General features: G+C 42.5%; 22 protein-coding genes and 1 riboswitch. Of the genes, 8 read left to right on the top strand and 14 right to left on the bottom strand.

Annotated features, from left to right (window positions below):
* Window positions 1-139 precede the first annotated feature (139 nt).
* From metK to FIS9605_RS0117755, 5 genes are all read left to right on the top strand, one after another.
* Window positions 140-1402, top strand: coding sequence for a methionine adenosyltransferase (gene metK, locus FIS9605_RS0117775; RefSeq protein ID WP_026733811.1), 1263 nt, complete (start codon window positions 140-142; stop codon window positions 1400-1402).
* Between the two features lie 25 nt (window positions 1403-1427).
* A complete protein-coding gene (locus FIS9605_RS0117770) occupies window positions 1428-1826 on the top strand; it encodes a DUF1232 domain-containing protein (protein ID WP_026733810.1) in 399 nt (132 codons plus the stop codon).
* A gap of 464 nt (window positions 1827-2290) precedes the next feature.
* Entirely contained in the window at window positions 2291-4024 is a 1734-nt protein-coding gene (locus FIS9605_RS0117765) for a sensor histidine kinase (protein WP_026733809.1), read from the top strand.
* A 234-nt stretch (window positions 4025-4258) separates the two neighbouring features.
* Window positions 4259-4558 carry a type II toxin-antitoxin system HigB family toxin gene (locus FIS9605_RS0117760; protein ID WP_026733808.1) on the top strand — a complete coding sequence of 100 codons (300 nt, stop codon included), beginning with the start codon at window positions 4259-4261 and terminating at the stop codon, window positions 4556-4558.
* Window positions 4542-4946 carry a helix-turn-helix domain-containing protein gene (locus tag FIS9605_RS0117755; RefSeq protein WP_026733807.1) on the top strand — a complete coding sequence of 135 codons (405 nt, stop codon included), beginning with the start codon at window positions 4542-4544 and terminating at the stop codon, window positions 4944-4946. The genes FIS9605_RS0117760 and FIS9605_RS0117755 overlap by 17 nt, the downstream gene beginning before the upstream one ends.
* 169 nt (window positions 4947-5115) lie before the next feature.
* On the opposite strand, the gene uvrA is transcribed toward FIS9605_RS0117755, so the two are convergent.
* Window positions 5116-8028, bottom strand: a complete 2913-nt coding sequence (gene uvrA, locus FIS9605_RS0117750; protein ID WP_026733806.1) for an excinuclease ABC subunit UvrA — start codon at window positions 8026-8028, stop codon at window positions 5116-5118.
* 86 nt (window positions 8029-8114) lie between these two features.
* Here uvrA and FIS9605_RS44125 point away from each other — a divergent pair, with 86 nt between their 5' ends.
* Window positions 8115-8261, top strand: a complete 147-nt coding sequence (locus FIS9605_RS44125) for a hypothetical protein (protein ID WP_197036076.1) — start codon at window positions 8115-8117, stop codon at window positions 8259-8261.
* Between the two features lie 106 nt (window positions 8262-8367).
* Here the strand turns inward: FIS9605_RS44125 and trxA are convergent, their stop codons facing one another.
* The 8 genes from trxA to speB form a co-directional block, all read right to left on the bottom strand.
* On the bottom strand, window positions 8368-8685 hold the full coding sequence (gene trxA / locus FIS9605_RS0117745) for a thioredoxin (RefSeq protein WP_026733805.1): 318 nt from the start codon (window positions 8683-8685) through the stop codon (window positions 8368-8370).
* Between the two features lie 109 nt (window positions 8686-8794).
* On the bottom strand, window positions 8795-9592 hold the full coding sequence (locus FIS9605_RS0117740; protein ID WP_026733804.1) for an ABC transporter ATP-binding protein: 798 nt from the start codon (window positions 9590-9592) through the stop codon (window positions 8795-8797).
* A gap of 163 nt (window positions 9593-9755) precedes the next feature.
* Window positions 9756-10604, bottom strand: coding sequence for an ABC transporter permease (locus FIS9605_RS0117735; protein ID WP_026733803.1), 849 nt, complete (start codon window positions 10602-10604; stop codon window positions 9756-9758).
* Window positions 10601-11641 (bottom strand): ABC transporter substrate-binding protein, encoded by a 1041-nt coding sequence (locus FIS9605_RS0117730; RefSeq protein ID WP_026733802.1) that lies wholly within the window; start codon window positions 11639-11641, stop codon window positions 10601-10603. Before FIS9605_RS0117730 ends, FIS9605_RS0117735 begins: the two co-directional genes overlap by 4 nt.
* A 24-nt stretch (window positions 11642-11665) precedes the next feature.
* A complete protein-coding gene (locus tag FIS9605_RS0117725) occupies window positions 11666-13228 on the bottom strand; it encodes an OmpA family protein (RefSeq protein ID WP_026733801.1) in 1563 nt (520 codons plus the stop codon).
* A 228-nt stretch (window positions 13229-13456) separates the two neighbouring features.
* Window positions 13457-14134 carry a hydrogenase nickel incorporation protein HypB gene (gene hypB, locus FIS9605_RS0117720; RefSeq protein WP_051470051.1) on the bottom strand — a complete coding sequence of 226 codons (678 nt, stop codon included), beginning with the start codon at window positions 14132-14134 and terminating at the stop codon, window positions 13457-13459.
* Window positions 14118-14519 (bottom strand): hydrogenase maturation nickel metallochaperone HypA, encoded by a 402-nt coding sequence (gene hypA, locus FIS9605_RS0117715; protein ID WP_442854722.1) that lies wholly within the window; start codon window positions 14517-14519, stop codon window positions 14118-14120. Before hypA ends, hypB begins: the two co-directional genes overlap by 17 nt.
* 189 nt (window positions 14520-14708) lie before the next feature.
* Window positions 14709-15902 (bottom strand): agmatinase, encoded by a 1194-nt coding sequence (gene speB, locus FIS9605_RS0117710; protein WP_026733798.1) that lies wholly within the window; start codon window positions 15900-15902, stop codon window positions 14709-14711.
* Window positions 15903-15983: 81 nt separating this feature from the next.
* Window positions 15984-16095: riboswitch (guanidine-I (ykkC/yxkD leader) on the bottom strand.
* 378 nt (window positions 16096-16473) lie between these two features.
* On the opposite strand from speB, the gene fabG reads away from it, so the two are divergent.
* A complete protein-coding gene (gene fabG / locus FIS9605_RS0117705; RefSeq protein ID WP_026733797.1) occupies window positions 16474-17238 on the top strand; it encodes a 3-oxoacyl-[acyl-carrier-protein] reductase in 765 nt (254 codons plus the stop codon).
* A gap of 214 nt (window positions 17239-17452) precedes the next feature.
* Here the strand turns inward: fabG and FIS9605_RS0117700 are convergent, their stop codons facing one another.
* Window positions 17453-18532 (bottom strand): MraY family glycosyltransferase, encoded by a 1080-nt coding sequence (locus FIS9605_RS0117700; RefSeq protein ID WP_026733796.1) that lies wholly within the window; start codon window positions 18530-18532, stop codon window positions 17453-17455.
* A gap of 222 nt (window positions 18533-18754) precedes the next feature.
* Between FIS9605_RS0117700 and groL the strand changes: the two genes are divergently transcribed.
* On the top strand, window positions 18755-20413 hold the full coding sequence (gene groL / locus FIS9605_RS0117695) for a chaperonin GroEL (RefSeq protein ID WP_026733795.1): 1659 nt from the start codon (window positions 18755-18757) through the stop codon (window positions 20411-20413).
* A gap of 498 nt (window positions 20414-20911) precedes the next feature.
* Here the strand turns inward: groL and FIS9605_RS44120 are convergent, their stop codons facing one another.
* The 4 genes from FIS9605_RS44120 to FIS9605_RS0117675 form a co-directional block, all read right to left on the bottom strand.
* Window positions 20912-21085: a hypothetical protein gene (locus tag FIS9605_RS44120; protein WP_197036075.1), complete on the bottom strand. Its 174-nt coding sequence runs from the start codon at window positions 21083-21085 to the stop codon at window positions 20912-20914.
* Window positions 21086-21146: 61 nt separating this feature from the next.
* On the bottom strand, window positions 21147-22151 hold the full coding sequence (locus tag FIS9605_RS0117685) for a glycosyltransferase family 2 protein (RefSeq protein ID WP_026733794.1): 1005 nt from the start codon (window positions 22149-22151) through the stop codon (window positions 21147-21149).
* Window positions 22152-22553: 402 nt separating this feature from the next.
* Entirely contained in the window at window positions 22554-23378 is an 825-nt protein-coding gene (locus tag FIS9605_RS37340) for a class I SAM-dependent methyltransferase (RefSeq protein WP_063748464.1), read from the bottom strand.
* An 82-nt stretch (window positions 23379-23460) separates the two neighbouring features.
* Window positions 23461-24741 carry an ABC transporter ATP-binding protein gene (locus FIS9605_RS0117675; protein ID WP_026733793.1) on the bottom strand — a complete coding sequence of 427 codons (1281 nt, stop codon included), beginning with the start codon at window positions 24739-24741 and terminating at the stop codon, window positions 23461-23463.

Genomic DNA, 24741 nt, shown 5'->3' with positions numbered 1-24741 from the left:
TAATAATAAACGATTTTGATGAAGTAAGTATGTTTATTAACTGCTGATTGTGAAAATATTGTTATGATTTCAGATTGAAGTAGCTTGACTAAATGGCAACATTTAGTCAGCCTGCTCACCTTTAAAGGAGGAATTGAATTTGTCTAAACGTTATTTATTTACCTCCGAGTCAGTGACCGAAGGCCATCCAGATAAAATCTGCGATCAAATCTCAGATGCCATTCTAGATGCCCTGCTCACACAAGACCAGAGTAGCCGTGTCGCGGCTGAGGTTGTTGTTAACACTGGCTTAGTGCTAATCACTGGTGAAATTACCAGCAAAGCCAGCGTCAATTACGTCAATATTGCCCGCAAGAAAATTGCTGAAATTGGCTACACCGATGCTGTGAATGGCTTCTGCTCTAACAGCTGCTCGGTACTAGTAGCTTTGGACGAACAATCACCTGATATTGCTCAAGGTGTGAATACTGCTCACGAAGCCCGTCAGGATAGTGACGAAACATTCGACAAGATTGGTGCTGGCGACCAAGGTATCATGTTTGGTTTCGCTTGTAACGAAACGCCAGAACTGATGCCCTTGCCCATCAGCCTTGCCCATCGCATTGCTCGCCGACTGGCAGCAGTCCGCAAGACTGGTCAATTGTCATACCTGCGCCCCGATGGCAAAACTCAAGTAACCGTTCTTTATGAAGACGGACGCCCGATTGGTATTGATACCATCCTAGTTTCGACGCAGCATACACCGACCATTGGTGATATTACCGACGAAGCAGAAGTACAAGCCAAGATTAAAAAAGACCTCTGGTCAGCGGTAGTTGAACCCGTGTTTGGAGATCTAGACGTCAAGCCGGATGAAAATACCCGGTTTTTGGTCAACCCCACTGGCAAATTCGTCATTGGTGGCCCGCAGGGAGACTCTGGTCTAACTGGACGTAAAATCATTGTCGATACCTACGGTGGTTATTCCCGACATGGTGGTGGAGCCTTTTCTGGTAAAGACCCCACCAAAGTAGACCGCAGCGCTGCCTATGCTTGTCGCTATGCAGCAAAAAATATTGTTGCCGCAGGGTTGGCAGAAAAATGCGAAGTTCAGTTAAGTTACGCCATTGGTGTAGCGCGACCGGTAAGCATTTTCGTCGATACTTTTGGCACTGGCAAAGTTGATGACGAAACCTTGCTGGATTTAATCAAAGAGCATTTTGAACTGCGTCCGGCGGGAATTATTCACGCCTTTAATTTACGTAAACTGCCAAGTGAAAGAGGCGGACGTTTTTATCAGGACGTCGCGGCTTACGGTCACTTTGGACGGACAGATTTAGAACTGCCCTGGGAGCGTACCGATAAGGCTGAATTGCTGAAGCAAGCAGTCAGCAAGCAACTTTCAACAGCTGCGATCGCCTAATCATCTAAACTTAGAGAGACGCGCCATGGCGCGTCTCTACATTATTATGTACCGCTGGAAACAACAAGTTAAAAAACTTAAAAAAGAAACTTATGCTATTGCCCTTGCCTGTAAAGATTCCAGAGTTCCTTGGTATGCAAAGGTATTAGCTGCGATCGTCGTTACCTATGCTCTCAGTCCTATCGACTTAATACCAGACTTTATTCCTGTCCTCGGTTATTTAGATGATTTAGTATTAGTGCCTTTGGGCATCATTTTGGTACTGCGAATGATTCCGCCAACAGTAATGGCAGAATGTCGGGAAAAAGCAGAAAAAACTATCAATCAAGTCACCCCTGGTAGTCGCATAGCAGCAGTGGTAATTGTAACAATCTGGCTGCTTGTGGGGGTTTTTGCCGTTATTTGGATAGGTAAGATTTCCTAAGGTTAAAGTTTTTTTAGAATTACACTAAAAAGTGATAAATTCTAGTTTATCTTTCAAAGTAAGGACATTATCTACGCCCTAAAATAGCTGACAGCAATGAGAGGAAAGCTAGTCTTGCTCAAAAAGTCGGCCGTCGTGAATCCTTCAAAAAGTCTGCGAGGTTACGTTTCATAAATCTGTTGGGTGCGCCTTCCGATCGGTTAAAGTAGGATATAATCTCTGTGCTTGAAAACTAATAGTCATAGCAGATTGCTTGTTTTTACTGTTGTGTTGCTTGGGTTTGTCAAAAGTTTACATATATAAAAACTGCTTAAATATCATTAGGGTTATGCAAACTATATTAGTGAGCAGAGATTTACTCTTGTTATAAAAGAAGATAATGTTGGTGAAAATCATCAGTAGAAGTGATTTTCCTGCCTACACTCAGATGGTAACTTTGGCGGGAGGGCAAGGAGATTTGAGGGATGCAAACTCAAAAGCCAACCGCTGTTGACAGCAGTTCAGAAAACAAAAAAGTGTCAGCCAACCAGCCCTCTAACGACGACGAACTCCCGACCATAGAATTTCCCTCGCGAGGGAAACTTAAAGCCAGTTCTTGGCGCATTCATCAAAAGATTGGTTATGGCTACTTTTTAGCAATAGGAATTGGCTTTTTCGGCTCACTGGCTGGGTTGGTAGTTGCTAACTATTATCGCGGACGAGAAATTAGGCAATTAAATCATGCCCAATTCCAAACACAAATGCTGGCTAATTACAAAGATGCGATTGTCGACGCACAATTGCAGAGCGCCAATTTGACTGCCGTAGTAGAATATCCAGAAAGGCTTGCGAATAGAAGAGCAAAATTTCTCGAAAATATTGAGAAAACAAAGAAAATAGAGAATCAAATTATGGATTTTCTAGAAAGCAAGCCAAAGCGATTTGCATTAGCAGCAAGCGAAGCTTCTCTACAAGCTTTATTGCGGGATTACGCAACTAATTTAGACTCCTACGTTCGGCAAGTAGAATCAATCTTACAGCAAGTAGACAATCAGCCACTACAGCCACAGCAAGCATCCGCAGTCCAGGAGGAATTGCTGGCAGTTCTGCGTGGTGAAACAGCCGCACGATTAGATCAGTTATATCAAACATTGAGCAATAACCTGCAAGTGGCCGAACAGCAAGAGCAGGCACTTAAAAACGATGTAGACCGGTCAAAAGGAATTGAAAGATCGATAGTCATAGCTAGTATGCTCTTATCGGTGGGGATTGCTGCCATTATTGCTTGGCGTACTTCTCGGGCGATCGCCGATCCAGTCATTACCGTTACTCAAGTTGCTGAACAGGTGGCGCGAAAATCTAATTTTGATTTACGAGCGCCTATTACCACCGAAGATGAAATTGGGTTACTAGCCAAATCTCTCAACCGCCTGATTGAGCAAGTATCTAAGCATACCAAAGAACTCGAACAAGCTAAAGAATTAGCAGAAGCAGCTAACAAGGCAAAAAGTCAGTTTTTGGCGAATATTAGCCACGAATTACGCACACCGTTGAATGCCATTATCGGTTTGAGCCAACTGCTGCAAGATGATGCTGCTGATATGGGTTTAGCTGAAGATGTCATCGGCGATCTCGATTCTATCAATTCTGCTGGTAGACATCTTTTGACATTGATTAACGACATCCTTGACTTGTCGAAAATCGAAGCGGGGAAAATGACTTTTTACCCAGAGACATTTGACCTAGTCATGTTGATTAATAATGTCGTCCTGACAGTCAAGCCTTTAATAGAGAAAAATGGCAATGTCTTAGAAGTTGATTATGAGCAAGAATTAGGCATAATGCATACCGATCAGACTAAACTGAGGCAGGTACTTTACAACTTGCTCAGTAACGCCGCTAAGTTTACAACTAACGGTAGAGTGACGCTGAATGTGAAGAGAGAAAAAGTTTATTCACCAGGAGAAGAACCCAGTGAAATCATCATTTTCACCGTGACCGATTCGGGTATTGGCATGTCTACAAAGCAACAGCAGCAATTGTTTCAACCCTTTACGCAAGGAGATGCTTCAACTACGAAAAAGTATGGCGGTACTGGGTTGGGTTTGGCAATCAGCCGCCATTTTTGCCATATGATGGGTGGTGAGATTTTTGTTAAAAGCGAGCAGGGAGTTGGGTCTATTTTCACTGTACGACTACCGCTTGTTGCCAGAGAGTAAGTTGTTAATAAATTCACAAGCGCGATCGCATAATATCCCTTAATGTCCCTGCTACAATCATCCATCCAATAGTAGCCCTGCATCATCCACTCGGCTAGGGTTTTCATACTAAAGTGGAGATAAGGTACAGTATAAGTATATCTGTTATGAGACGTGATACGCTGTTAACACGAGTTTGAGCATATTGTGCTATCTCAAACTGAGAAAACAGCAAAACTGCGAAATAATAACTTAATGCACGTTATTAGTCGTAAAAAATTACGAGAATTCTGCAAAGAACATGCTGATTGCTATGAAGCTCTTGATGACTGGTACAGAACTGCTAGTCAGGCAAACTGGGGTAATTTGATAGAACTTCAAGCAGTTTATCCTCAAGCAGAAGCAGTTGGCAATTTTACAGTTTTTAATATCAAAGGGAATAAATATCGCTTAATAGTTAGTATCAATTATCAGAAGCAAGTTATCTACATCAAATATGTCTTGACTCATGCCGAATATGACAAAGACAAATGGAAAAATGACCCTTATTTTTAATTCAGACATTTACAGCCAATTGCTATCTTATTATCAACCCCGGATTATCAAAACCGAGGAAGAAAATGAGAAATTTTTAGAAATTGTTGAAGAACTACTTGCTCGTCCTAATCTATCGCCAGAAGAAGATGCCCTGTTAGAATTATTGGTCAAGTTGATTGAAGATTTTGAAGGAAATCACTATCAGCTTAATGCTTCAACACCACACTCTAGACTTCTTCATTTGATGGAAGCTAAAGGCATAGAAGCAAAAGATTTAGTAGGAATTCTTGGTTCTATTGAAATCGTTACTCAAGTCATGAGTGGTGAATTAGAAATCACTCAAGAACAAGCTGAGGGTTTAGGAGAATTCTTTCACGTTGAGCCAAGCTTGTTTATTTATAATTAAGCGATCGCTACCAATTGGTGAAACCGAGATACGTTTGTTAGAAGCTCGAAAAACGCCTAATGGTATTGCTGCTCGTGCAATCATGAGAAGCGAAATTAAAGGTTTCTAAACAAGTCATCAGCTGATTGGAATTAGGGTGCGTTAGTGGAACGTAACGCACCCTACTTGTTTAATTAGTCAAAGTTATTGGCGGATAATGCTGCAACACCTGCTTTAAATACTGCCCAGTATACGACTTAGGATTCTGTGCCACTTCTTCTGGTGTACCTTTGGCAATCACTTCTCCACCTTTATCGCCACCTTCGGGCCCCAAATCTATTACCCAATCAGCACAACGAATTACATCTAAATTGTGTTCAATCACTAAAATTGAATTACCTTTATCTACCAATCTTTGCAACACATCTAACAATTTGTGGACATCGTAAAACGATAATCCTGTTGTTGGTTCATCGATTAAATAAAGTGTTTTTCCTGTCGCACGGCGTGATAATTCTGTTGCTAATTTCACTCGCTGCGCTTCTCCACCAGATAAGGTGGTTGCAGGTTGTCCAAGTTGAATGTAACCCAACCCCACATCTACCAAAGTTTGCAGGCGGGTGAAAGCTTTAGGAATATTTTTGAAAAACTCTAAAGCTTCTTCAACAGTCATATTCAAAACATCAGCAATAGACTTGTCTTTGTACTTTACTTGCAATGTTTCGCGGTTATATCTCGCACCTTTACACACCTCACATTGCACGTAAACATCTGGCAGAAAATTCATTTCAATGACATTCACACCTTGTCCGCTGCAAGCTTCGCAACGTCCGCCTTTAACATTGAAAGAAAACTGTCCTGGTTTGTAACCTCTTGCTTTTGCTTCTACTGTTTGAGAAAAAACTTCGCGAATTACATCAAAGACACCTGTATAAGTTGCTGGGTTTGAACGTGGTGTTCTACCAATGGGAGATTGGTCAATGACTATGGCTTTATCAATTACATTTAGTCCTTTAATTGCATCGATTTCTTTAGGAAAAGGAACTTTACGAGTGAGATGGTGTTGCAGTGCTGGGTAGAGTAATTCGTTAATTAAGGTCGATTTTCCAGAACCAGAAACACCAGTAACGGCAACAAGTTTACCCAGTGGAATTTCCACATCTATATTTTTTAAGTTGTTACGATGGGCGTTTTTGATCGTCAAACTCAGCCCATTTCCTTCTCTTCTGGTGGCAGGAGTTTGAATTACTTGCCTTCCTGACAAATACGCGCCTGTCAGTGAATTTTCTGCTTCTAGCAACGCCTGCAAATTACCTTGGGCGATAATATTTCCGCCGTGAATTCCTGCACCCGGGCCAATATCAACTATATGGTCAGCAGCACGAATCGTTTCTTCATCATGCTCTACCACAATTAATGTATTGCCCAAATCGCGCAATTTAGTTAAAGTTCGCAGTAATCGCCCATTATCTCGTTGATGCAATCCAATACTCGGTTCATCTAAAACGTACAATACTCCTGTCAACCCAGAACCGATTTGTGTTGCCAAACGAATTCGCTGTGCTTCTCCACCAGAAAGTGTCATCGCCGGACGGTCAAGGGTTAAATAATCTAACCCCACATCTAGAAGAAATTGCAATCTTGCCTTGATTTCTCTTAATACTAAATCGGCAATTTGCATTTGGCGATCGCTCAACTTCAATTCATCAATCCTCTCTCGACTTTCCCGAATTGACTCCCCTGTCAAATCCAAAATTCTATATTGTCCCAACCGCACCGCTAACGCTTCCGGTTTCAACCGCTTTCCCTTACACACAGGACAAGCTTGGTCGATTAAATACTGTTCCAATTTTTGCTTAATTAATTCTGACCCCCCCTCATATTGTCTTTGCAATATGGGAATTACTCCTCGAAAAGCCTTCTTCTGGGCTTCTGCGGTTTGTTCTTCTCCATGTAAAACTATCTGCCGCTGTTCTTGTGTCAACTTATTCCACTGCGTCTGCAATTCAAACCCGTAAGCTTGTCCCAAACCGTAAAGCAATTCTAAATAATAAGAATTTTCCTTTTCTGACCAAGGTGCGATCGCTGCATAAACAGGTGCTTTTGGATCGGGTACTACCAACTCCGGCGAGAATGTTCTTAAACTGCCGATGCCATGACAATGAGGACAAGCACCATAAGGGGAGTTAAACGAGAACAATCGCGGCGATAATTCCTCCATGACTGCGCCGTGTTCCGGACAAGCAAAATTTTCTGAAAAGACTAATTCTTGTTCGTTGGTTGTTGTTTGTTGGTTGTTGGTTGTTGGTTGGGTGGAATCGGAGGGGGGAGTAAATAAAATTACTGCTATTCCTTCAGATAGTTTTAGACAAGTGGACAGTGAATCGACCAAACGCTCTTGAATGCCGTCTTTTTTCACCAGACGGTCTATGACCACTTCAATAGTGTGAGTAAAATTTTTATCTAATTCAATTGCATCAGATAGTTCTCGCACCTCGCCATCGATGCGGACACGCACGAACCCTTGGGAGGCGAGACTGGATAACAGCTTTTTATGAGTGCCTTTTTTACCGCGCACGACGGGTGCGAGGATTTGGAAGCGAGTGCGATCGCCCAATTCCATAATCCTGTCTACCATTTCATCGATGGTTTGAGGGGCAATACAGCGATCGCAGATCGGACAATGGGGTTCTCCCGCCCGTCCAAATAACAAGCGCAGATAGTCGTAAATCTCTGTCACCGTTCCCACTGTCGAACGGGGGTTATGGGAGGTTGACTTTTGGTCAATGGAAATTGCTGGACTTAACCCTTCAATTGACTCGACATCCGGTTTGTCTATCTGACCTAAAAATTGCCGGGCGTAGGCGCTGAGAGATTCCACGTAGCGGCGCTGTCCTTCGGCAAAAATGGTGTCAAACGCCAAAGAAGACTTGCCAGAACCAGAAACGCCAGTAAAGACGATGAGGCGATCGCGTGGCAAGTCCAAATCAATATTTTTTAGGTTATGCTGCCTTGCTCCCCGAATCCGGATTGTATTTTGGTTGTTGGGGTTAATTTGGGGAAGATGTCCATTCAAGGACGCAGCTAGCTTTTGGTCTGACATATCGGCAAGCTAATGAATATGTGGCAGCGCTAAACAGTCCTTAATAATACTATCGTTGTTGTAGTAGAACAATAGTACTGTTGGAAGTGGTAATTTTACACCTATTTAGAGGGCGATCGCTCAGAATTCATGCCGCAGACATAGTCCATGCGTCTTTGCGTCCCTACGGCTTGAATGGAAGTCTAAATTTTATGCATAAAACAATCCCCAATGCCTTTGCAGAGGGGATATAGGCTGTTGTAGTTCAGCCAATCTGGGTAACTCCGGGTAAACTAGCAGCCTAACTATATTTGATGATGCTACTAGGAAGAACTATAACTACCTGCTGAATCGTTTTAATTAAATTAGGGATTTGAGATGTTGAACTAATTGTGGTGCTTGCACTACACCTTCAATCCGATTTATCGGCTGACCTTGCTTAAACAGTACCAGAGTTGGAAGAGCAGCAATTTCATACTGACTAGCTAATTGTGGGTATTTCTCGGTGTCAATCTTTACAATTCTGATCTGGCCTTGAAGTTGAGCATTGACTTGTTCTAATATCGGAGCCATCATCTGACAAGGCCCGCACCAGTCAGCGTAAAAATCTACCAATACGGGTACATCAGAACCAGACAGCATCTCTTCAAAGCTGTTGAATTGCTTTTTAGTAGTCATGTGATACGCACCAGTTTTTTATCGTTTGATTTTAATAGTAGTTCTTAGCAACCTCGATGAGTGTAAAGCATCTTTACGGCGCTTCACAAGAAAACTGACGAGATGCAGTTTAGCCTACTAGAGGTAGCTGCTTTGAGCTGCTGTTTATTTGAAGTCCGTCCTCATACAGGAGTCTTCTCACATCATTTTTATATGTCTGAAATGTTTGATGTTGCTTGATTTGAGGATTCGATTTGCTAGGTAGTTGGATTTGCACTTCCTGCCTAATTGTACCTGGCCGCGAACTTAACACATAGATGCGCTGTGATAAAAAAATTGCTTCCTCAACATCATGAGTAATCATAAAAATTGTGGTGCTGGTGCTATGCCAAATTTCCAGCAAAAATTGCTGCATAGCTTCTTTTGTCTGTGCATCCAAAGCGCCAAAGGGTTCATCCATGAGTAAAATTTTTGGTTGCGATGCTAAAGCACGAGCGATCGCTACTCGTTGCTTCATCCCACCAGAAAGTTCTTTAGGTAGCGCCTTAGCAAACGTAGATAAACCTACTACTTCTAGATAATAAGCCGCCTGTTGTCGTCGCTGGACTTTCGGTACACCTTGTAGCTTCAAACCAAATTCTACATTTTCGGCAACACTCATCCACGGATAAAGAGTATAGCTTTGAAAAACCATACCACGGTCAGATCCTGGCCCTGTAACCCGCACCCCATCAACCAGTATTTCCCCTGCTGTCGGAGTATCCAACCCCGCAATTAAGCGTAGCAGAGTTGATTTACCAGAACCACTTGCCCCTACTGCACAGACAAACTCCCCTTCTTCAATATGCAAATTAATATCCTTGAGGGCAGTCAGCAAACCGCGCTTAGTTTTGAATTGTTTGTGGAGTTGATTAATTTCTAAATGCATAATTAGTCATTTGTCATTTGTCATTTGTCATTTGTCATTTGTTAGAAGAGTAGGGGCAAAGCATTTGGTGAGTAATCTTTTTACAAAACGAATAAATTATTGCCTAAATGCTTCGCACATATATAGAGTCAAAAATTATCCTACTCTATCATCTTCTGCTTTTCTAATCAGCAGCCCACTTACAAGAAGCCCGCAATAACAATCGAAACAAAAGGTCAATTCCTAAACCAATTAAACCAATTACAATTAACCCAGCAAAAATTTCATCGGTTTTGAGATACCTTTGGGCAACACTAATTCGGCGTCCTAAACCTTCTGTTGCCGCTACCAATTCAGAGACAATGACTAAATTCCAAGATGCTGCCATATTGACGCGACAAGCATCGATAATATTAGGCAGAATAAATGGGAAAATGACTTGTAGTAAAACTTGTTTTCTTTGGCCGCCTAAAGTATAAGTAGTTTCCAATAATTCTTTGGGAACAAACTTCACTGCATCCATCACCATTAAGGTATTAAAAAACAGCGTGCCGATAAAAATCAGCATAATTTTCGGTGTTTCTCCCAATCCAAAATATAAAATTAGTAAGGGAATAAATGCTGGGGCTGGCATATAGCGCACGATACCAATAAGTGGTTCTAGCAATGCCCGAATGCTGGCAAAAGTACCCATCAATGTGCCTAAAGGAATGGAAATGATTGCTGCTAGCAAAAATCCACCCAGGACTCGAAACAAACTAAAGGCAATATCTTTTTGCAAATCTCCACTGGCCAAAAGCCTTTGAAATGCATCCCAAACTTGACTTGGAGAAGGAAGAAACAAAGGTGGAATTAAGCCTGTGTTGGCAATAATCCACCAGAGAAGTATAGGTACGGAAATTGACAAGAACATTAAAGTCCAAGCCAAGTTGTTGGGAATATCCTCAGCAATGCGCCAAAAACAGGTTTGTGGTAACATTTTCTGAGGACGCCCAGAATTAATTGCTTGCAAATCTTCAGCGTGTTGGTTCATGATGTTTGCTTGGCAGCGTAGGCTTTGATAAAGCGATCGTCAAAGATTTGGTTAAGATTAGGCGCTTGTTTGATTAAACCGCTTTCAACGAGAAACTTGCTAATTTCCTCAGCGGCGTATCTCAGAGATGTCATATTTTGACCGGGAGTAAATGCTTTCAAATTTTCCTCTAGAGTAAAGATTTTAGTCCCTGCGTCGTATGCCTTATATTCGGAAACTGACACCCCTGCACGTTTTGCCATAATTTCGTAAGCTTTTTCTTGATTTGCTTTCATAAAATCTAAAGTTGCAAACCAAGTATTTACTAAAGCTTGCACATATTGCTGACGTTCGTTAATTAGTTTGCGGCTAACTACTAAATGGTCGGGAATTGCACCCGGAAAGTCTTTAGAACTAAATAATTCTTTACTGCCAGAACGTGATAAAGCCTTTGTAGTGAAGGGTGCAAACACTCCCACTGCATCCACTTGACCAGCAACAAAAGCTGCTGCGGCTGCACCTGTTTCTAGTGGTTGAAACTGAATATCAGCTTGTGTTAAACCTGCTTTTTTCAAACCTAGTAATAATAAAAAATGGTCAACAGTTCCTTCTTCAGCTGCAACTTTTTTACCTTTGAGGTCAGCAATAGTATTAATTCCTTCTCGGACGATAATTTTATCGTTGCCAGTGGAATTGTCATTGACCAAAACAATTACCTGATCTGCACCAGCCGCTACTGAACTAATCGTGTCATTCAAGGTTTGAGTATTGGCATCCAATTGACCTGCTCTCAAAGCATTAATGGAATCTAAATAGCCATCAAACCACTTCAAATCGACATTAACTTTATTTGCCTCAAACAGGTTTTGTTCTTGAGCAATTTGCCAAGGAAACCAACCAGGCCAAGCACTAAAACCAAATTGAATTGGTTTGGTATTTGTAGGAGTTGCAGCAGAATTTTCCGACGTAGAAGTTTGTGGAGAAGGAGTACAACTGACTGCAACAATTAAACTTATTAAAAATAAAGCTAATAAAGATGGTAAAAATCGTAACTTCATGAAACCCCTATCACAACTCACAACCTAATTAACACGAACTAGACGAATTTCCGTGCGTTGATTACGTTTATCCTCAGGATGAACTCCAGCTAGTGGTTGGCTGGAACCTTTACCCACAGCTACAATCTTGTGCTTGAGACCGCGATCGCGCAGATAGTTAGCCACTGTCTGTGCCCGTTTTTGACTCAGGTCTTGGTTAAAGTCAGCCTCGCCAAATCTAGAAGTATGACCAATCACTCGTACGCCTATTGTTTGTTCGTTGAATTCTGCAATCTCCCGACTCAGCTTATCTAGCGTTTCCTTACTTTTATCAGTAAGCAGGGCAGAGTCAGTTGTGAATTTCACCTCCCCTTGCAGTTGCAAATTGCCAATATTAGGGGCGGTGGCAATCTGGTTGGGATTGAAATTAGGCATGGGAGCGATCGCTTTTCCTTTGCCAGCAAATCTGTCTGCTAGTTCCGGGTTATCGATACGCACCATTTTAATTAGATTTTGGGTATTTTCTGACGCCTTCGCAATGAACTCGGAGGTAAACAGTTCTTTAGGATTCTGGGGAACCTCATTCATTTTGCCTACTAGCATCAGCACCGCAGCAGTAGAGTTAATGCGTTTCTCTAAAGTGTCATCCGTCATCCAGTTCTCAGCTTCAACGGAGGTAAAAAAGTCAATGCCTTGCAAAATTGCACCAGCATCAGTGCTAGATAAATTCCCATCAAGAGCAATTTGTGCCTGCAACTGTTCAGCATTGCGGACATTGGTATCAATCAGACGGTAATAAACTTCCAGTAATTGTGAAATCTTCTCTGGTTGCGACTCAATCAGGCGGTTAGAAGCAACAATCACATCTACGATTGTCCCCGGTAAATCCTGACTCGATAGCACCACCGTGTAACCCTTGTGTCGAGCTTGGCTGACATAAGGTTCCCAAAGCACAGCAACTGCCACATTTTGATTGGAATCTTGCAATACCTTCCAGGCATCGGCAGCATCTGCCACTCTTTTGATTTGGAAATCTGACAGCTTAAACTCCTCAAATTTGGTAGTTAACACCTGTGCCAAATACTCGCTAGGTGTATCGCCAGCAAAGACAATTGTGAATTGCTCTCCCTTGTTGCGTGCTTGCTGTACCAACTGGCTCAGAGCTAGCATTGATTTGAGATTGGGATACTTCTTAGTGTTGAGGACAACCGCGTCTGCTCCCACTGTAGTGTCAATTAGCCCCACAATTTTTCCCTGAGGCTGTTGTTTGAGAAACTGATCCAGTGTCGTTACCAACAAATCAGATTGTCCCTGATTAAAACGCTCAGCACGTTTGGCTTGATCAAATTCATCTTCATAACGCAAGTTTAAACCAGCTTTTTTGACCGCTTCTAGAAAAGTCTGACTGCGAAAAGTGCTGTAACCACTGAAAGTATCTCCCAAAAGCGTTAACTGATTATTGATCGATTGATTTACCGATATGTCTTTTTCACGTGATAATGAAGGCTGCGTAAATTGATCTATTAACCACATCGTACCGAAGGTCAAACAAGAAACTCCTAGCCCAAGAGCCAAAAAAAGTAAAATGGGAACGTTACGCTTACTCATATGACCTCAGTAAATCGTAGTATTTAACCAGACAACATATTTGGTCTTCCAATTAGATTTATAAGATGCCTGATAACCGCTGGTTTTTATCTGAGTGACACTTTAGTTTTTGTGACAAATTAGCTCTTAATCCTCTATCATTAGTCACTAGTTTTTTTGATGCAAGCCTTATAAGTCATGTGAAACAAAGCTTGTGCAGAAGTTCTTGAGTTTACCCTCACTACGCTCTTAGGTAGTTAGTGATTTGAACTGACGCACCCAATCAAACCAAACTTCCAAGCCCTCACCTGTTTTAGCAGAAACAGGAATAATCCTAATATTAGGATTCATCTGACGGACATTAACTTCAATGCAGCTAATATCAATATCCAAATAAGGAGCCAAATCTATTTTGGTAATCAGCAGACAATCTGCTTCTTGGAACATAATCGGATATTTCAGCGGTTTGTCTTCACCTTCAGTCACGCTCAATAAAGCAACTTTGGCATGTTCTCCAACTTCAAATTCAGCAGGACAAACTAAATTACCAACATTTTCTACCAGCACTAAATCAAAGTCAGAAGGATTGTATTCGTGTTCCAGTCGATGAATTCCGCCTGCAACCATTTTGGAATCTAAATGACAAGAACGACCTGTATTAATTGCAATCACAGGCACACCGTATTTCCGCAGCCGTTCTGCATCTAAATCGGTGGTCATATCCCCTTCAATCACGGCAATTTTTAACTCGTTGCTCAAAGTAGCAAGCGTACGCTCTAGTAGTGCTGTTTTACCAGCACCTGGGCTACTCATAATGTTGAAACAAATAATTCCCCATTCATCAAAATGCGCTCGGTTGTGGTCGGCTCCTTGCTGGTTAGCATGAAGCAAGTTAATTCCTAATGCTGCGTCAAATGTTTGATGCATAAGCGTACTCAATTTTGTCAATTTTCAACTCTCTACCTGAGAGAATATCCTCCATTGGAGAATGACATTCAGGACAGGCGTATTGCCAGCCAATTTGCGGTGAATATTCTTGTTGGCAACGGTGACAAAAAGCAATTAATGGTGTTTCTTGAATTACCAGTTTTACCCCTTCTAAAAAGGTATTGCGCGTCTGTACCTCAAAAGCAAATTGCAAGCTTGCTGGTTCAACACAAGTAAACTTACCAACAATCAGGTGAATTTGAGAAATTTGTGGATGCTCAAGCTGGGATTCACACCAATCTTTTACAGTTAAAATGAGCGCTTTTGTCATATCAGTTTCGTGCAAAATTCCCCTCCTTCGCCCCAGGCTAAAGCCCAGGGCAATACCAACTAAATACAAAATCGCATAAATTCATAGCAAAATCTTTCTATTCAGACTCTGCGTCCCTGGTGCGTTTTCCTTTGCTACAGGCGTGCGTTTAAAATCGCTACTTTTTTACGCAAAACTCAACCAACCCTACCTATGCAGGTTTATATTTTTATCCCCACACCATGCACGGGTGCAATGATAAATTTACCTCCAATTTTCCACTAACTCTGATTGTGCTTCGGGGTGAATATATGCGGGTTTTTCTTTGCGTGGTAATTGACCAGATATCACTAAATGCGCCATTGTGTCGCAAATGACCCTTGTCGCCATTAATGATGTAATGTCGCTGATATCGTAAGGAGGTGAAACTTCGACAACTTCTAGTCCACAAATAGGTGCTTTCTGGATAATTTTACCTAACATGTAAAGCGCTTCACGCGGTAATAATCCACCAGGTTCAGGCCAGCCTGTTCCAGGGACAAAACCAGCATCGATGCAATCAATATCAAAGCTGATGTAAACGCAGTCAGTACCATCTAAAGCTCGTTCTAAGGCAAAGTTGACTGCCGCATCCAAACCCATCTCTGTGATGTCCGTAACTGTTAGGATGTTGGTAGCTCTTTCTCGACAAACTTTTACACCTTGACGCGGTACTTGCCAACCACCAATTCCTAATTGCACGAGGTTTTTTGCTGGAGCATTTTTAATATTTGTTGCATGGAACCAGGGACAGGTATGCATCCGCTCATCAAGGTCTGTTTCCTGGGTATCGACATGACGGTCAAAGTGAATAATTCCGACTTTTTTGTCACCTAAGTGACGGCAAACACCTCGCACTGTCGGAAATCCAATTGAATGATCGCCTCCCATAATGATGGGAAATGCACCAGAACTAAAGATGTGAGCAATGCCTTTAGAAATCTGGTCAAAAGATTTTTCGTTATTGGCTGGAATGGTAAAAATATCACCCACATCACACAAGGTAATTTGCTCGCGCAAATCAACACCTAGTTCAAAGTTATAAGGAGTGTACAATGCCGAAATTCGGCGGATTCCTTGGGGGCCAAAACGAGTTCCGGGTCGATAGGTAGTTCCAGAATCATGCGGTACACCCACAATCGCAACGTCGTATTCGCCGACTTTTCGCACATCTTCTAAATAGGGTGCTTTCAAAAAAGTATTAATTCCGGCAAAGTGGGGAAGTTCACCGCGAGAAAAGGTAGGAATGGAGCGATCGCTGATACTTTCTGCCGCTTCTAAACCAAATTCTAATCCTCTAGAAACTTCCTGCTGCCACCCTGTCAGGGGCAAATTTGCTTCTTTTTCCAGCGCCCGATTCGCTTGTGTTGCAGGTCGTTGGAAATGAGAATTGGCGTCAGTAAAAGATTGATCGGTCATGTTTCAAAATATGACATCTAAACAATAGTAAGGAAAAAACTATAGCCCGGGCAAGTCATAACAGTTAAATTTCTGCTATGCACCTCCCGGGCTTTTTTCCCGCCGTGTAGCCAGTTCTTGCTAAACTGGGTGCTTCTCTTGGACCAGTCGTTTAACTTCTTAGAATTAAACCGGAACCCTAGAAGCTATATATATTCTTACCCAATTGCTAATAGTTATTTTTGAGGACAGGCTTTTTATATTCAATGCTTATAGATAGCAACAAATTTTCCACAAAAATGTATCGCAAACTACAAAATTTTCTAAAATACTTCTATCAAAGCGATTGAGGTGTTGTTATTTTTGATAACAATTTATTAAGTTAAGTAAGTAAGCACAAATAAAGTTAACTAGTTAGTAGTTAGTGGTTAGTAGTTAGTGGTTAATAATTATTCCCCCACTCTCCCACTCTCCCACTCTCCCACTCCCCCCATCTCTCTACCTGTAGTCAAATTAAAGCGAATTGTTATTAGTTGCGCTCCCGAATCACCCTATGATGATTAGCGCGGTGAAACAATCAAGAGGAGTAGTTATGGAACTTTTACCAGAAAATTTACAAACTTTGCGAGGACAAGTTGCTATTGTCACTGGTGCTTCTCGGGGGATTGGGCGGGCGATCGCGCGAGAATTGGCAAAAGTCGGAGCCAGCGTAGTTGTCAATTATGCTAGTTCCAGCCAAGCTGCTGAGGAAGTAGTGTCAGAAATTACTCAAGCAGGTGGTAGTGCGATCGCACTCAGCGCTGATGTCTCCAAAGCTGAGCAAGTAGATGCTTTAGTGAGTGCCGTCACCGAAAAGTTTCATCGCATTGACATCTTGGTCAACAACGCTGGTATAACTCGCGACACACTATTGTTACGAATGAAGCCAGAAGACTGGCAAGCAGTAATTGACCTCAATCTCACAGGTGTATTTTTAAGCACTCGTGCTGTCAGTAAAATCATGCTCAAACAGCGATCGGGGCGAATCGTCAACATTACCTCTGTCGCCGGACAAATGGGCAACCCCGGACAAGCCAATTACAGCGCCGCCAAAGCAGGTGTCATTGGTTTTACCAAAACCGTTGCTAAAGAATTTGCATCTCGCAGCATTACCGTTAACGCCGTTGCCCCTGGCTTCATCGCCACCGACATGACAAGTAATATCAATGCCGAAGAAATTCTCAAATATATTCCCCTTGGTCGCTACGGCCAGCCTGAAGAAGTTGCTGGTATGGTGCGCTTCCTAGCCGCCGATCCCGCAGCAGCCTACATCACCGGACAAGTCTTTAACGTCGATGGCGGGATGGTGATGGCGTAATTAAACGAAGGGGAAAGGGTAAGGGGTAAGGGGGAAAGGGTAAGAAGAGATTCTTCCTTTGCCCTTTTACCTTTCACGCCAGTCGCTACAACCCAACGGCAGGTGCTACAACGGGGGGCTTAGGGGCCCCACGCCAGTGGGGTTGGGGGGAAACCCTCCAACGCACTGCCTCGGAAACCTCCAAGGGCGCTTACGCTCCCCTTTTCCCCATTCTTCACGTTGCCCTAATCCTCTGCCAGAGAGTAAAGCCTAATAGAGCAATAATACTGAGGGTAGTAGTAAATATAACTACCAAGCTCATGCCTTGTATTGTCATCGCCAGCCAGTTGCAAACCAAGGCAATCGTCCAAAGAGTGAGTGCAGCGCGGCGCTGGGAGAAACCCAGAGCCAACAAACGGTGGTGTAAGTGGTCTTTTCCAGGAGTACTGAGGGGGTTTTTCCCTGCCATTATCCGTCGCACAAACACTTGGGTAGTATCCAGCACAGGCAAGAGCAGAAACAAAACTGGCGGAACTAAAGAAAAGACTGTGCTAACCTGTAAGTCGCCTATAATAGCGGTGGCAGCAAGTACATAGCCAAAAAAGTAAGCTCCAGCATCACCCATAATGATGTGTGAAGGGTGGAAATTATGGCGCAAAAAACCCAGCGCTGCTCCCGCTAATGCTGCCAGAACCAGGGTTGCTGCTGCCCAATTCGGAAACTGTGCCGAAACAGCTAATAAACTCATGGCGGTGATAAAGCTAACTCCTCCCGCCAAACCATCCATACCATCCATCAAGTTGATGGCGTTGGTAATTCCCACAACCCACAATACTGTTAGCAAGGTTGACAGTAGCGAGTCGAGGGGAGTACCAAAAGTAACTTTAATGCTAATGCCATTCCCAACTAGCAGCAGTGCCGTCAGAACTTGCACTAGTAGGCGAACTGAAGGAGGTAAGCCAAATTGGTCGTCAATGAAGCCTACTAGGACTAATATTGAACCTCCTAAGAGAATAGTTAGCACTTGAGCCAATACACCTTGGAGTTCAATAGGTCTTAACAGGCTTGCTAGTATCAAAGCCGCTATTACTCCTGCATAGATAGCCAAACCCCCTGCGTTAGGTAAAGGTTCTCGGTTTAACCGCCGTGCATTTGGTTGGTCAGCCCAACCCACCCGCAAAGCAAATTTGCGTACTGCCGGAATTAAACGCCATGTCACAGCCCAAGCTAATAAAAATGTAAAAACTACCGCCAACCAGCCGGAACCGCTAGGGTCAGCAATACCAAGCGCCTCAAGGGAGCTGTATATATTCATCTCCCATTTCCACCATTACTGCCTTTATCCAACATCAGCATCAAGTGTATACTAATCATTTTTTTTTCTCACCATCAGAAAAATGAGCAACTTGCTCAAGCATTCATCAGTTACCAATTTTTTAGTGAACAGGTTTACTATTAATTGTTGAGTTAGCACTCTTGTCCTGTGAGTGCTAAATTGTCTAATGGAAGAACTCACTAACTGAACACAAATTGAACTATGGCCAAGATTATTGCATTTGATGAAGATTCGCGACGGGCGTTAGAAAAAGGCATAAACACTCTTGCCGATGCCGTGAAAATTACTTTGGGGCCAAAAGGTCGCAACGTCCTTTTAGAAAAAAAATTTGGTACGCCCCAAATTGTTAACGATGGTATCACCGTTGCCAAAGAAATTGAACTAGAAGACCCCCTCGAAAATACTGGCGCAAAACTCATCCAAGAAGTTGCTTCCAAAACCAAAGAAGTAGCTGGTGACGGCACCACTACAGCAACAGTGCTAGCACAAGCGATGATCAAAGAAGGCTTGAAGAACGTAGCTGCTGGAGCAAATCCAGTCGCGACGCGGCACGGCATTGAAAAAACTGTTGACAGGTTAGTGCAAGAAATTGTGGCGGTAGCAAGACCGGTTGAAGGTAGCGCGATCGCCCAAGTTGCGACTGTTTCCGCTGGCAACGATGAAGAAATCGGTGCCATGATTGCCGAAGCAATGGAAAAAGTCACCAAAGACGGTGTCATCACCGTAGAAGAATCTAAGTCCCTGACCACCGAATTGGAAGTGGTAGAAGGGATGCAAATTGACCGAGGTTACATTTCCCCCTACTTTATCACCGACAACGAGCGGATGACGGTGGAATTTGAGAACGCCCGGATTCTCATCACTGATAAGAAAATCAGCAGTATTCAGGACTTAGTGCCTGTTTTGGAAAAAGTTGCTCGTTTGGGTCAACCCCTACTGATTATCGCTGAAGATGTAGAAGGCGAAGCTTTGGCAACTTTGGTTGTGAACAAAGCGCGGGGTGTGCTGTCAGTTTGCGCCATCAAAGCACCTGGATTTGGCGATCGCCGCAAAGCGATGTTGCAAGACATTGCTATTCTTACTGGTGGGCAATTGATTTCCGAAGAAATCGGTTTAAGTTTGGATACCGTTACTTTGGAGATGTTAGGAGTTGCCCGTAGGGTTACGATTGACAAAGAAAACACCACAATCGTTGCTGGTGGTGAGCACACAGCAGACGTACAAAAGCGCATTGCCCAAATTCGCAAGCAATTGGAAGAAACCGATTCGGAATACGATAAAGAAAAACTCCAAGAACGCATCGCCAAGCTAGCTGGTGGTGTGGCTGTCATTAAAGTGGGTGCGGCAACAGAAACCGAACTCAAAGACCGCAAACTGCGGATTGAAGACGCCCTCAACGCTACCAAAGCCGCTGTGGAAGAAGGAATCGTGCCTGGTGGTGGTACGATGCTGATTCACCTGGCTACGAAAGTCGACGAAATTAAAAATAGCCTCAACGAAGAAGAAAAAATTGGTGCTGGTATTGTTGAGCGATCGCTAGATGCACCCTTGCGCCAAATTGCAGATAACGCCGGTGTTGAAGGTTCTGTGATCGTCGAAAAAGTGCGTACTACAGAATTCAACATTGGTTACAACGCTGCTACTGGTGAATTTCAAGACATGATTGCTGCGGGTATTATTGATCCCGCCAAAGTCGTGCGTTCAGCCTTGCAAAACGCCGCTTCTATTGCTTCTATGGTTCTAACTACCGAAGCTGTCGTAGCAGAAAAGCCTGAGAAGAAAGCCGCAGGTGGTGCTCCCGATATGGGCGGCATGGGCGGCATGGGCATGGGTGGCATGGGCGGCATGGGCATGATGTAGTTCTAGATTGTATATAAAATCTTTTTGCATACAGTTTGTCTTGGCAAGACAAACTGTTTTTTTATACCATTGCGTATTCATAGACAAACCAGTAAAAGTTAGCTAGGTAAAAGGAAAATAGAAATTCTTAGTTGCAAGTTTTTGGAGAATTCGTGTAAATTTTCTTGCTAATTACAGAATTTAGACAAAAAAAGAAATGCACAAATGTAGGGTGCGTTACGGACATTCGTTCTAACACACCAAAAATCGATTATTTCGGTGCGTTACGCTTCGCTCTAACGCACCCTACAGTTGAATGGCACTTACTTAAGCGATCGCTACATGTGAGAGAAGAGACTAAAAAAGTCTGCAAGTCTGTACTAAACTAAAGATTATGAGACTTGCAGACACAATTAAAAACAACAATGTTTGATTTTTTCTCGCCTACTTACTTAATAGGCAGATCAGCCTTGAAAGCTCTATGACGAACCCACAGTGTGAGTTGCAACTAATCTCAGGTCAACTACTAGTATAACTTTGCGTAACTATCGATACTGATTGCTCAACTTCACTGATGGGAGCAGGTTTCATTTCCCCGCGAAAGTCTAAGATTTGGACAATGAGGAGGTAGGCGATCGCCAATATTATAGAAATTACGCCTGTAATAATTGCAACAATTTTTGAGCGATTCATCAGTATGACCTACATTGTAAGCGATCGTGCTGTGCCTATATCTAGATAGCTACAGTCTATACTATAATGGTACGCCTAATTTTCTTTCCTGGTTCGACAAGTTATCTACTGTAGAAGTGACAAACTTGTGGGTCAAAAGAACATAAAATGCTATTCTTTCACACTGACGAAATCCACAAATATTTTGCACGATATTATAAATTGCTTTTCTACTCTTCTTCTTAAAGTCTGGATAGGTAATTAAAACTTCTTCTATTAATTTCAGGTATAATTTGTAATAGTCACTCTTCAAAGCTTCTCTAGCCAGTTCAAAATAGCATTGAGCCATAGCACAACGATATTTATTGGAAAGTTTGTTCAACTTCAATAGCTTCTTTTCTACCTTTTTTAATACTATCATTTGGCATTGAATCCAGCGGCTTTTTGAGGAACTGGAGACTGTAACATTGCCATAGCGTCTGTAAACTGAATAGCAACCTGGTTGATATACGACTTTAGCACCGTTGATGACGACTGATAAGAAAAAATCTCTATCTTGTGCGACTGCTAATTCTTCATCCCAGCCATCACTTTTTTCTATAGCCGTTCTTCTATACAGTAAAGAAGCAACAGCAGTCCACCAATTTACTAGTAGAGATTCAAGAATATCTGCTTGTGCTCCCGAAATTTCAATGTTATCTAAATAACTTTTTCCGTCGGGTAAATGATGCTGGTATCTCCAATCACCATAAACAACATCCGCTCCCGTTGTTTCTAAAAAGTGCACTTGCCTTTCGATTTTTTCAGGTAAGATGTAGTCATCTGCATCCAAGTACTGAATATACTCTCCCTTTGATAAAGCAAAGGCTAAATTTCTGGCGTGATTTCCCCCTTGATGGGGGCAACTTTTCCAGATGATTTTGTTATCATAACTTTTGATGATTTCTAAAGAATTATCAGTTGAACCATCATCAATAACAATAATTTCGATATTGGGATAAGTTTGTTGCAAGCAGCTGTCTATTGCCTCTGCCAACCATTTGGCGGCATTAAAGCAAGGTATAATTACCGAAACAAGCTTTGACATTTTTGTTATCCTCTAAATTTGGAAAAATAAATAGGTAATGTCATTACGATGGAAGTGGTAATTATTTCTTTTTTCGGAGCCAGAGGCTCTGATATCTCGTTACCAGGTTGACAGATTCAACCTGGTAACGAGGGTTTGGAGGCTGAGCCTCCTGACTGTTGCATAGGTGTGCAAGATGTTTTTTGTCACTTTCGGCATAAAGTACTTTCGCAACCAGGAAAGGGAGAGGGGAGACAAGGGAGAGTGGGAGAACCGGAGGTGAGGAGTTGGGGAGAATATAAAACTGGACTCTCCCCTACCCTACACCGAAGCCGCCCGGAGGGCGTCTACACCCGATCACCCCATCACCCCATCCCTCCAAGTCCTCCTTCCCTTCCAATTTGAAGATTACTAAATGGTGTATTAGGTCGTTGCTTTATTTAATTTCCACCACTTGGTGAGGAACCAACTCCGCCAACGTGTCATGAATTTAGGAAAGTCATAAAGTTGTGGCTTGGCGAGGTAAACAGTAGTGCAAAAGTCCAAGCGCACTAAACCGCGATCGTCTGCCCAACGGGTGTGCAACTCCTGCAAATCTAAGATAAGTTGCTCATAGCTCGATCCAGAACGCGGGACGAAGTATTTACTCTGGGCGTAACCGATAATACCGGGCAAATCCAACTCATGAGAGTGGGTAAAGGTACAGCGACGGATATTTGTGAAATGTGGGCTGGACAAGAGGGGTTTGAAACCACTACCAACCTTTTTTTTTGGGCTATCCTTCGATGCCGCTTTGCGAAGTACACAACCGAATTCTTCCAAAAATTTGTTATCCGCAGCCCAGTGGTTCCATACTAAAGCCAAGCGTCCGGATGGCTTGAGAATACGACGAAACTCCGATAAAGTTGGTGCAGGATCGAACCAATGGAAAGCCTGGAAGCAGGTTAATAAGTCAACAGATGCGTTAGGTAGTTTAGTAGCTTCGGCAGTTGCATCAGAAAACTCTATCAATGGATGAGTGTCAGCAGCTTGTCTCATTGAAGTATTCGGCTCAATCGCAATGACACGTACCCCTCGCTCAGCAAGAAGACGCGAGGCGATGCCTGTACCAGCCCCAATATCTGCTGCAACAAGCTGCGATCGCTCGCCAAGTCCCTCTAAGATAGCATTGATTGCATCGGCGGGATAGCTTGGTCGATACTTGACATAATCTGTTTCTCGCTCGTAAAAAAGTTTTGTTGGTTCCATAGCCTTAAGCAGTGTTTTTTTGGTATTTGTCTGGCTCGCAAAAAATAGTTGGCATTTGTTTAAGTAACTAAATTCATTCGACTTATTTATTAATGACTTGCCACTTTCTGGGTTGATAAAACAAAGAATTAAATGTTTTCTGACTTGTTTTCACAATAAATCTAAAAGATTGAACTCCATCAAAAGAATACGTACCTTCCCTTACAAAGATTTTGGCGCTATACAAACCAGGTGATAAGCAGCAGTAGGGCATTTGCATCTGTAGCTCCACTTTTCCTGGTAATACTTCTAGTTGCTCATTATCATTAGCAGAAGTTAGATACAAAATACGTTCATTTTCTCCTGCTTGCGCTGTAATTGATACACATAAGTTGACATTATTAATTTTCTTATTTGCTCTGCATTCTACGCAAAAATAAGCTGTTTCACCAGTAACAGGCGCTTCTAAAATATTTCCTTGCTCATCCTTAAAACACACAGAAATAATATCTAAACCTGTACTTTCATGGGGAGATTTTTCTGGCAAAAACATTGCTCCTGTTGGCTTATCTAACCCATGCAGATACAAATCTTCTTCGTATCTACTCATAACTAAACTTGTTTCGCCAGATGTAATCAAGTGTCCCTTGGAAAGATAAATAGAAGATTCACATACATTTAATATCGTTTGGGGATTATGAGAAACTAGGATAAAAGCTGTGCCTTGTTCTCTAAGTTTCGCCAGCCTCCGATGACACTTCATCCTAAACTTTATATCCCCTACAGCCAGCACTTCATCAATGAGCAAAATTTCTGGTTCTATATGTACTGCACAAGCAAATCCCAGCCTTGCTGCCATACCAGAACTATAGGTTTGCACGGGCGCATCAATGGCATCAGCAATTTCCGCAAAATCTATGACATCCTGAAATTTTTCGTCAATTTCTTTTGTAGATAGACCCAAAATTGACATATTTGCATAAATATTTTCTCGTCCTGTCAGGATTGGATTAAACCCTGCTCCTAATGCAATTAAAGGAGCTATTCTACCCCTAACTTTAACTCTGCCAGTATCAGGTTTAATTAAGCCACTAATAATACGTAACAGCGTACTTTTTCCAGCTCCATTTGAGCCGACTAAACCTAGTGCTTCTCCCCGTCGCAGCTGAAAACTGACATCTTTAAGCGCCCAAAACTCTTTTGGTCTTAAGGTATCACCTTTTCTACTTCCTCCTACCAATTCTGTAGCAATGTCTTGAACGCCGTATAATAAAGACTGTTTTAAGTTTCTACAAAACTTTTTAGAAACATTCTCTACTGAAACTACTACTTCAGTCTCATCTTGAGACTGAACAGAAATATCTTTTTCGATTAACTCGGTCAT

Source organism: Fischerella sp. PCC 9605, from assembly GCF_000517105.1.
Taxonomy (GTDB): domain Bacteria; phylum Cyanobacteriota; class Cyanobacteriia; order Cyanobacteriales; family Nostocaceae; genus PCC9605.
This window is presented reverse-complemented; position numbering and strand designations above follow the sequence as displayed.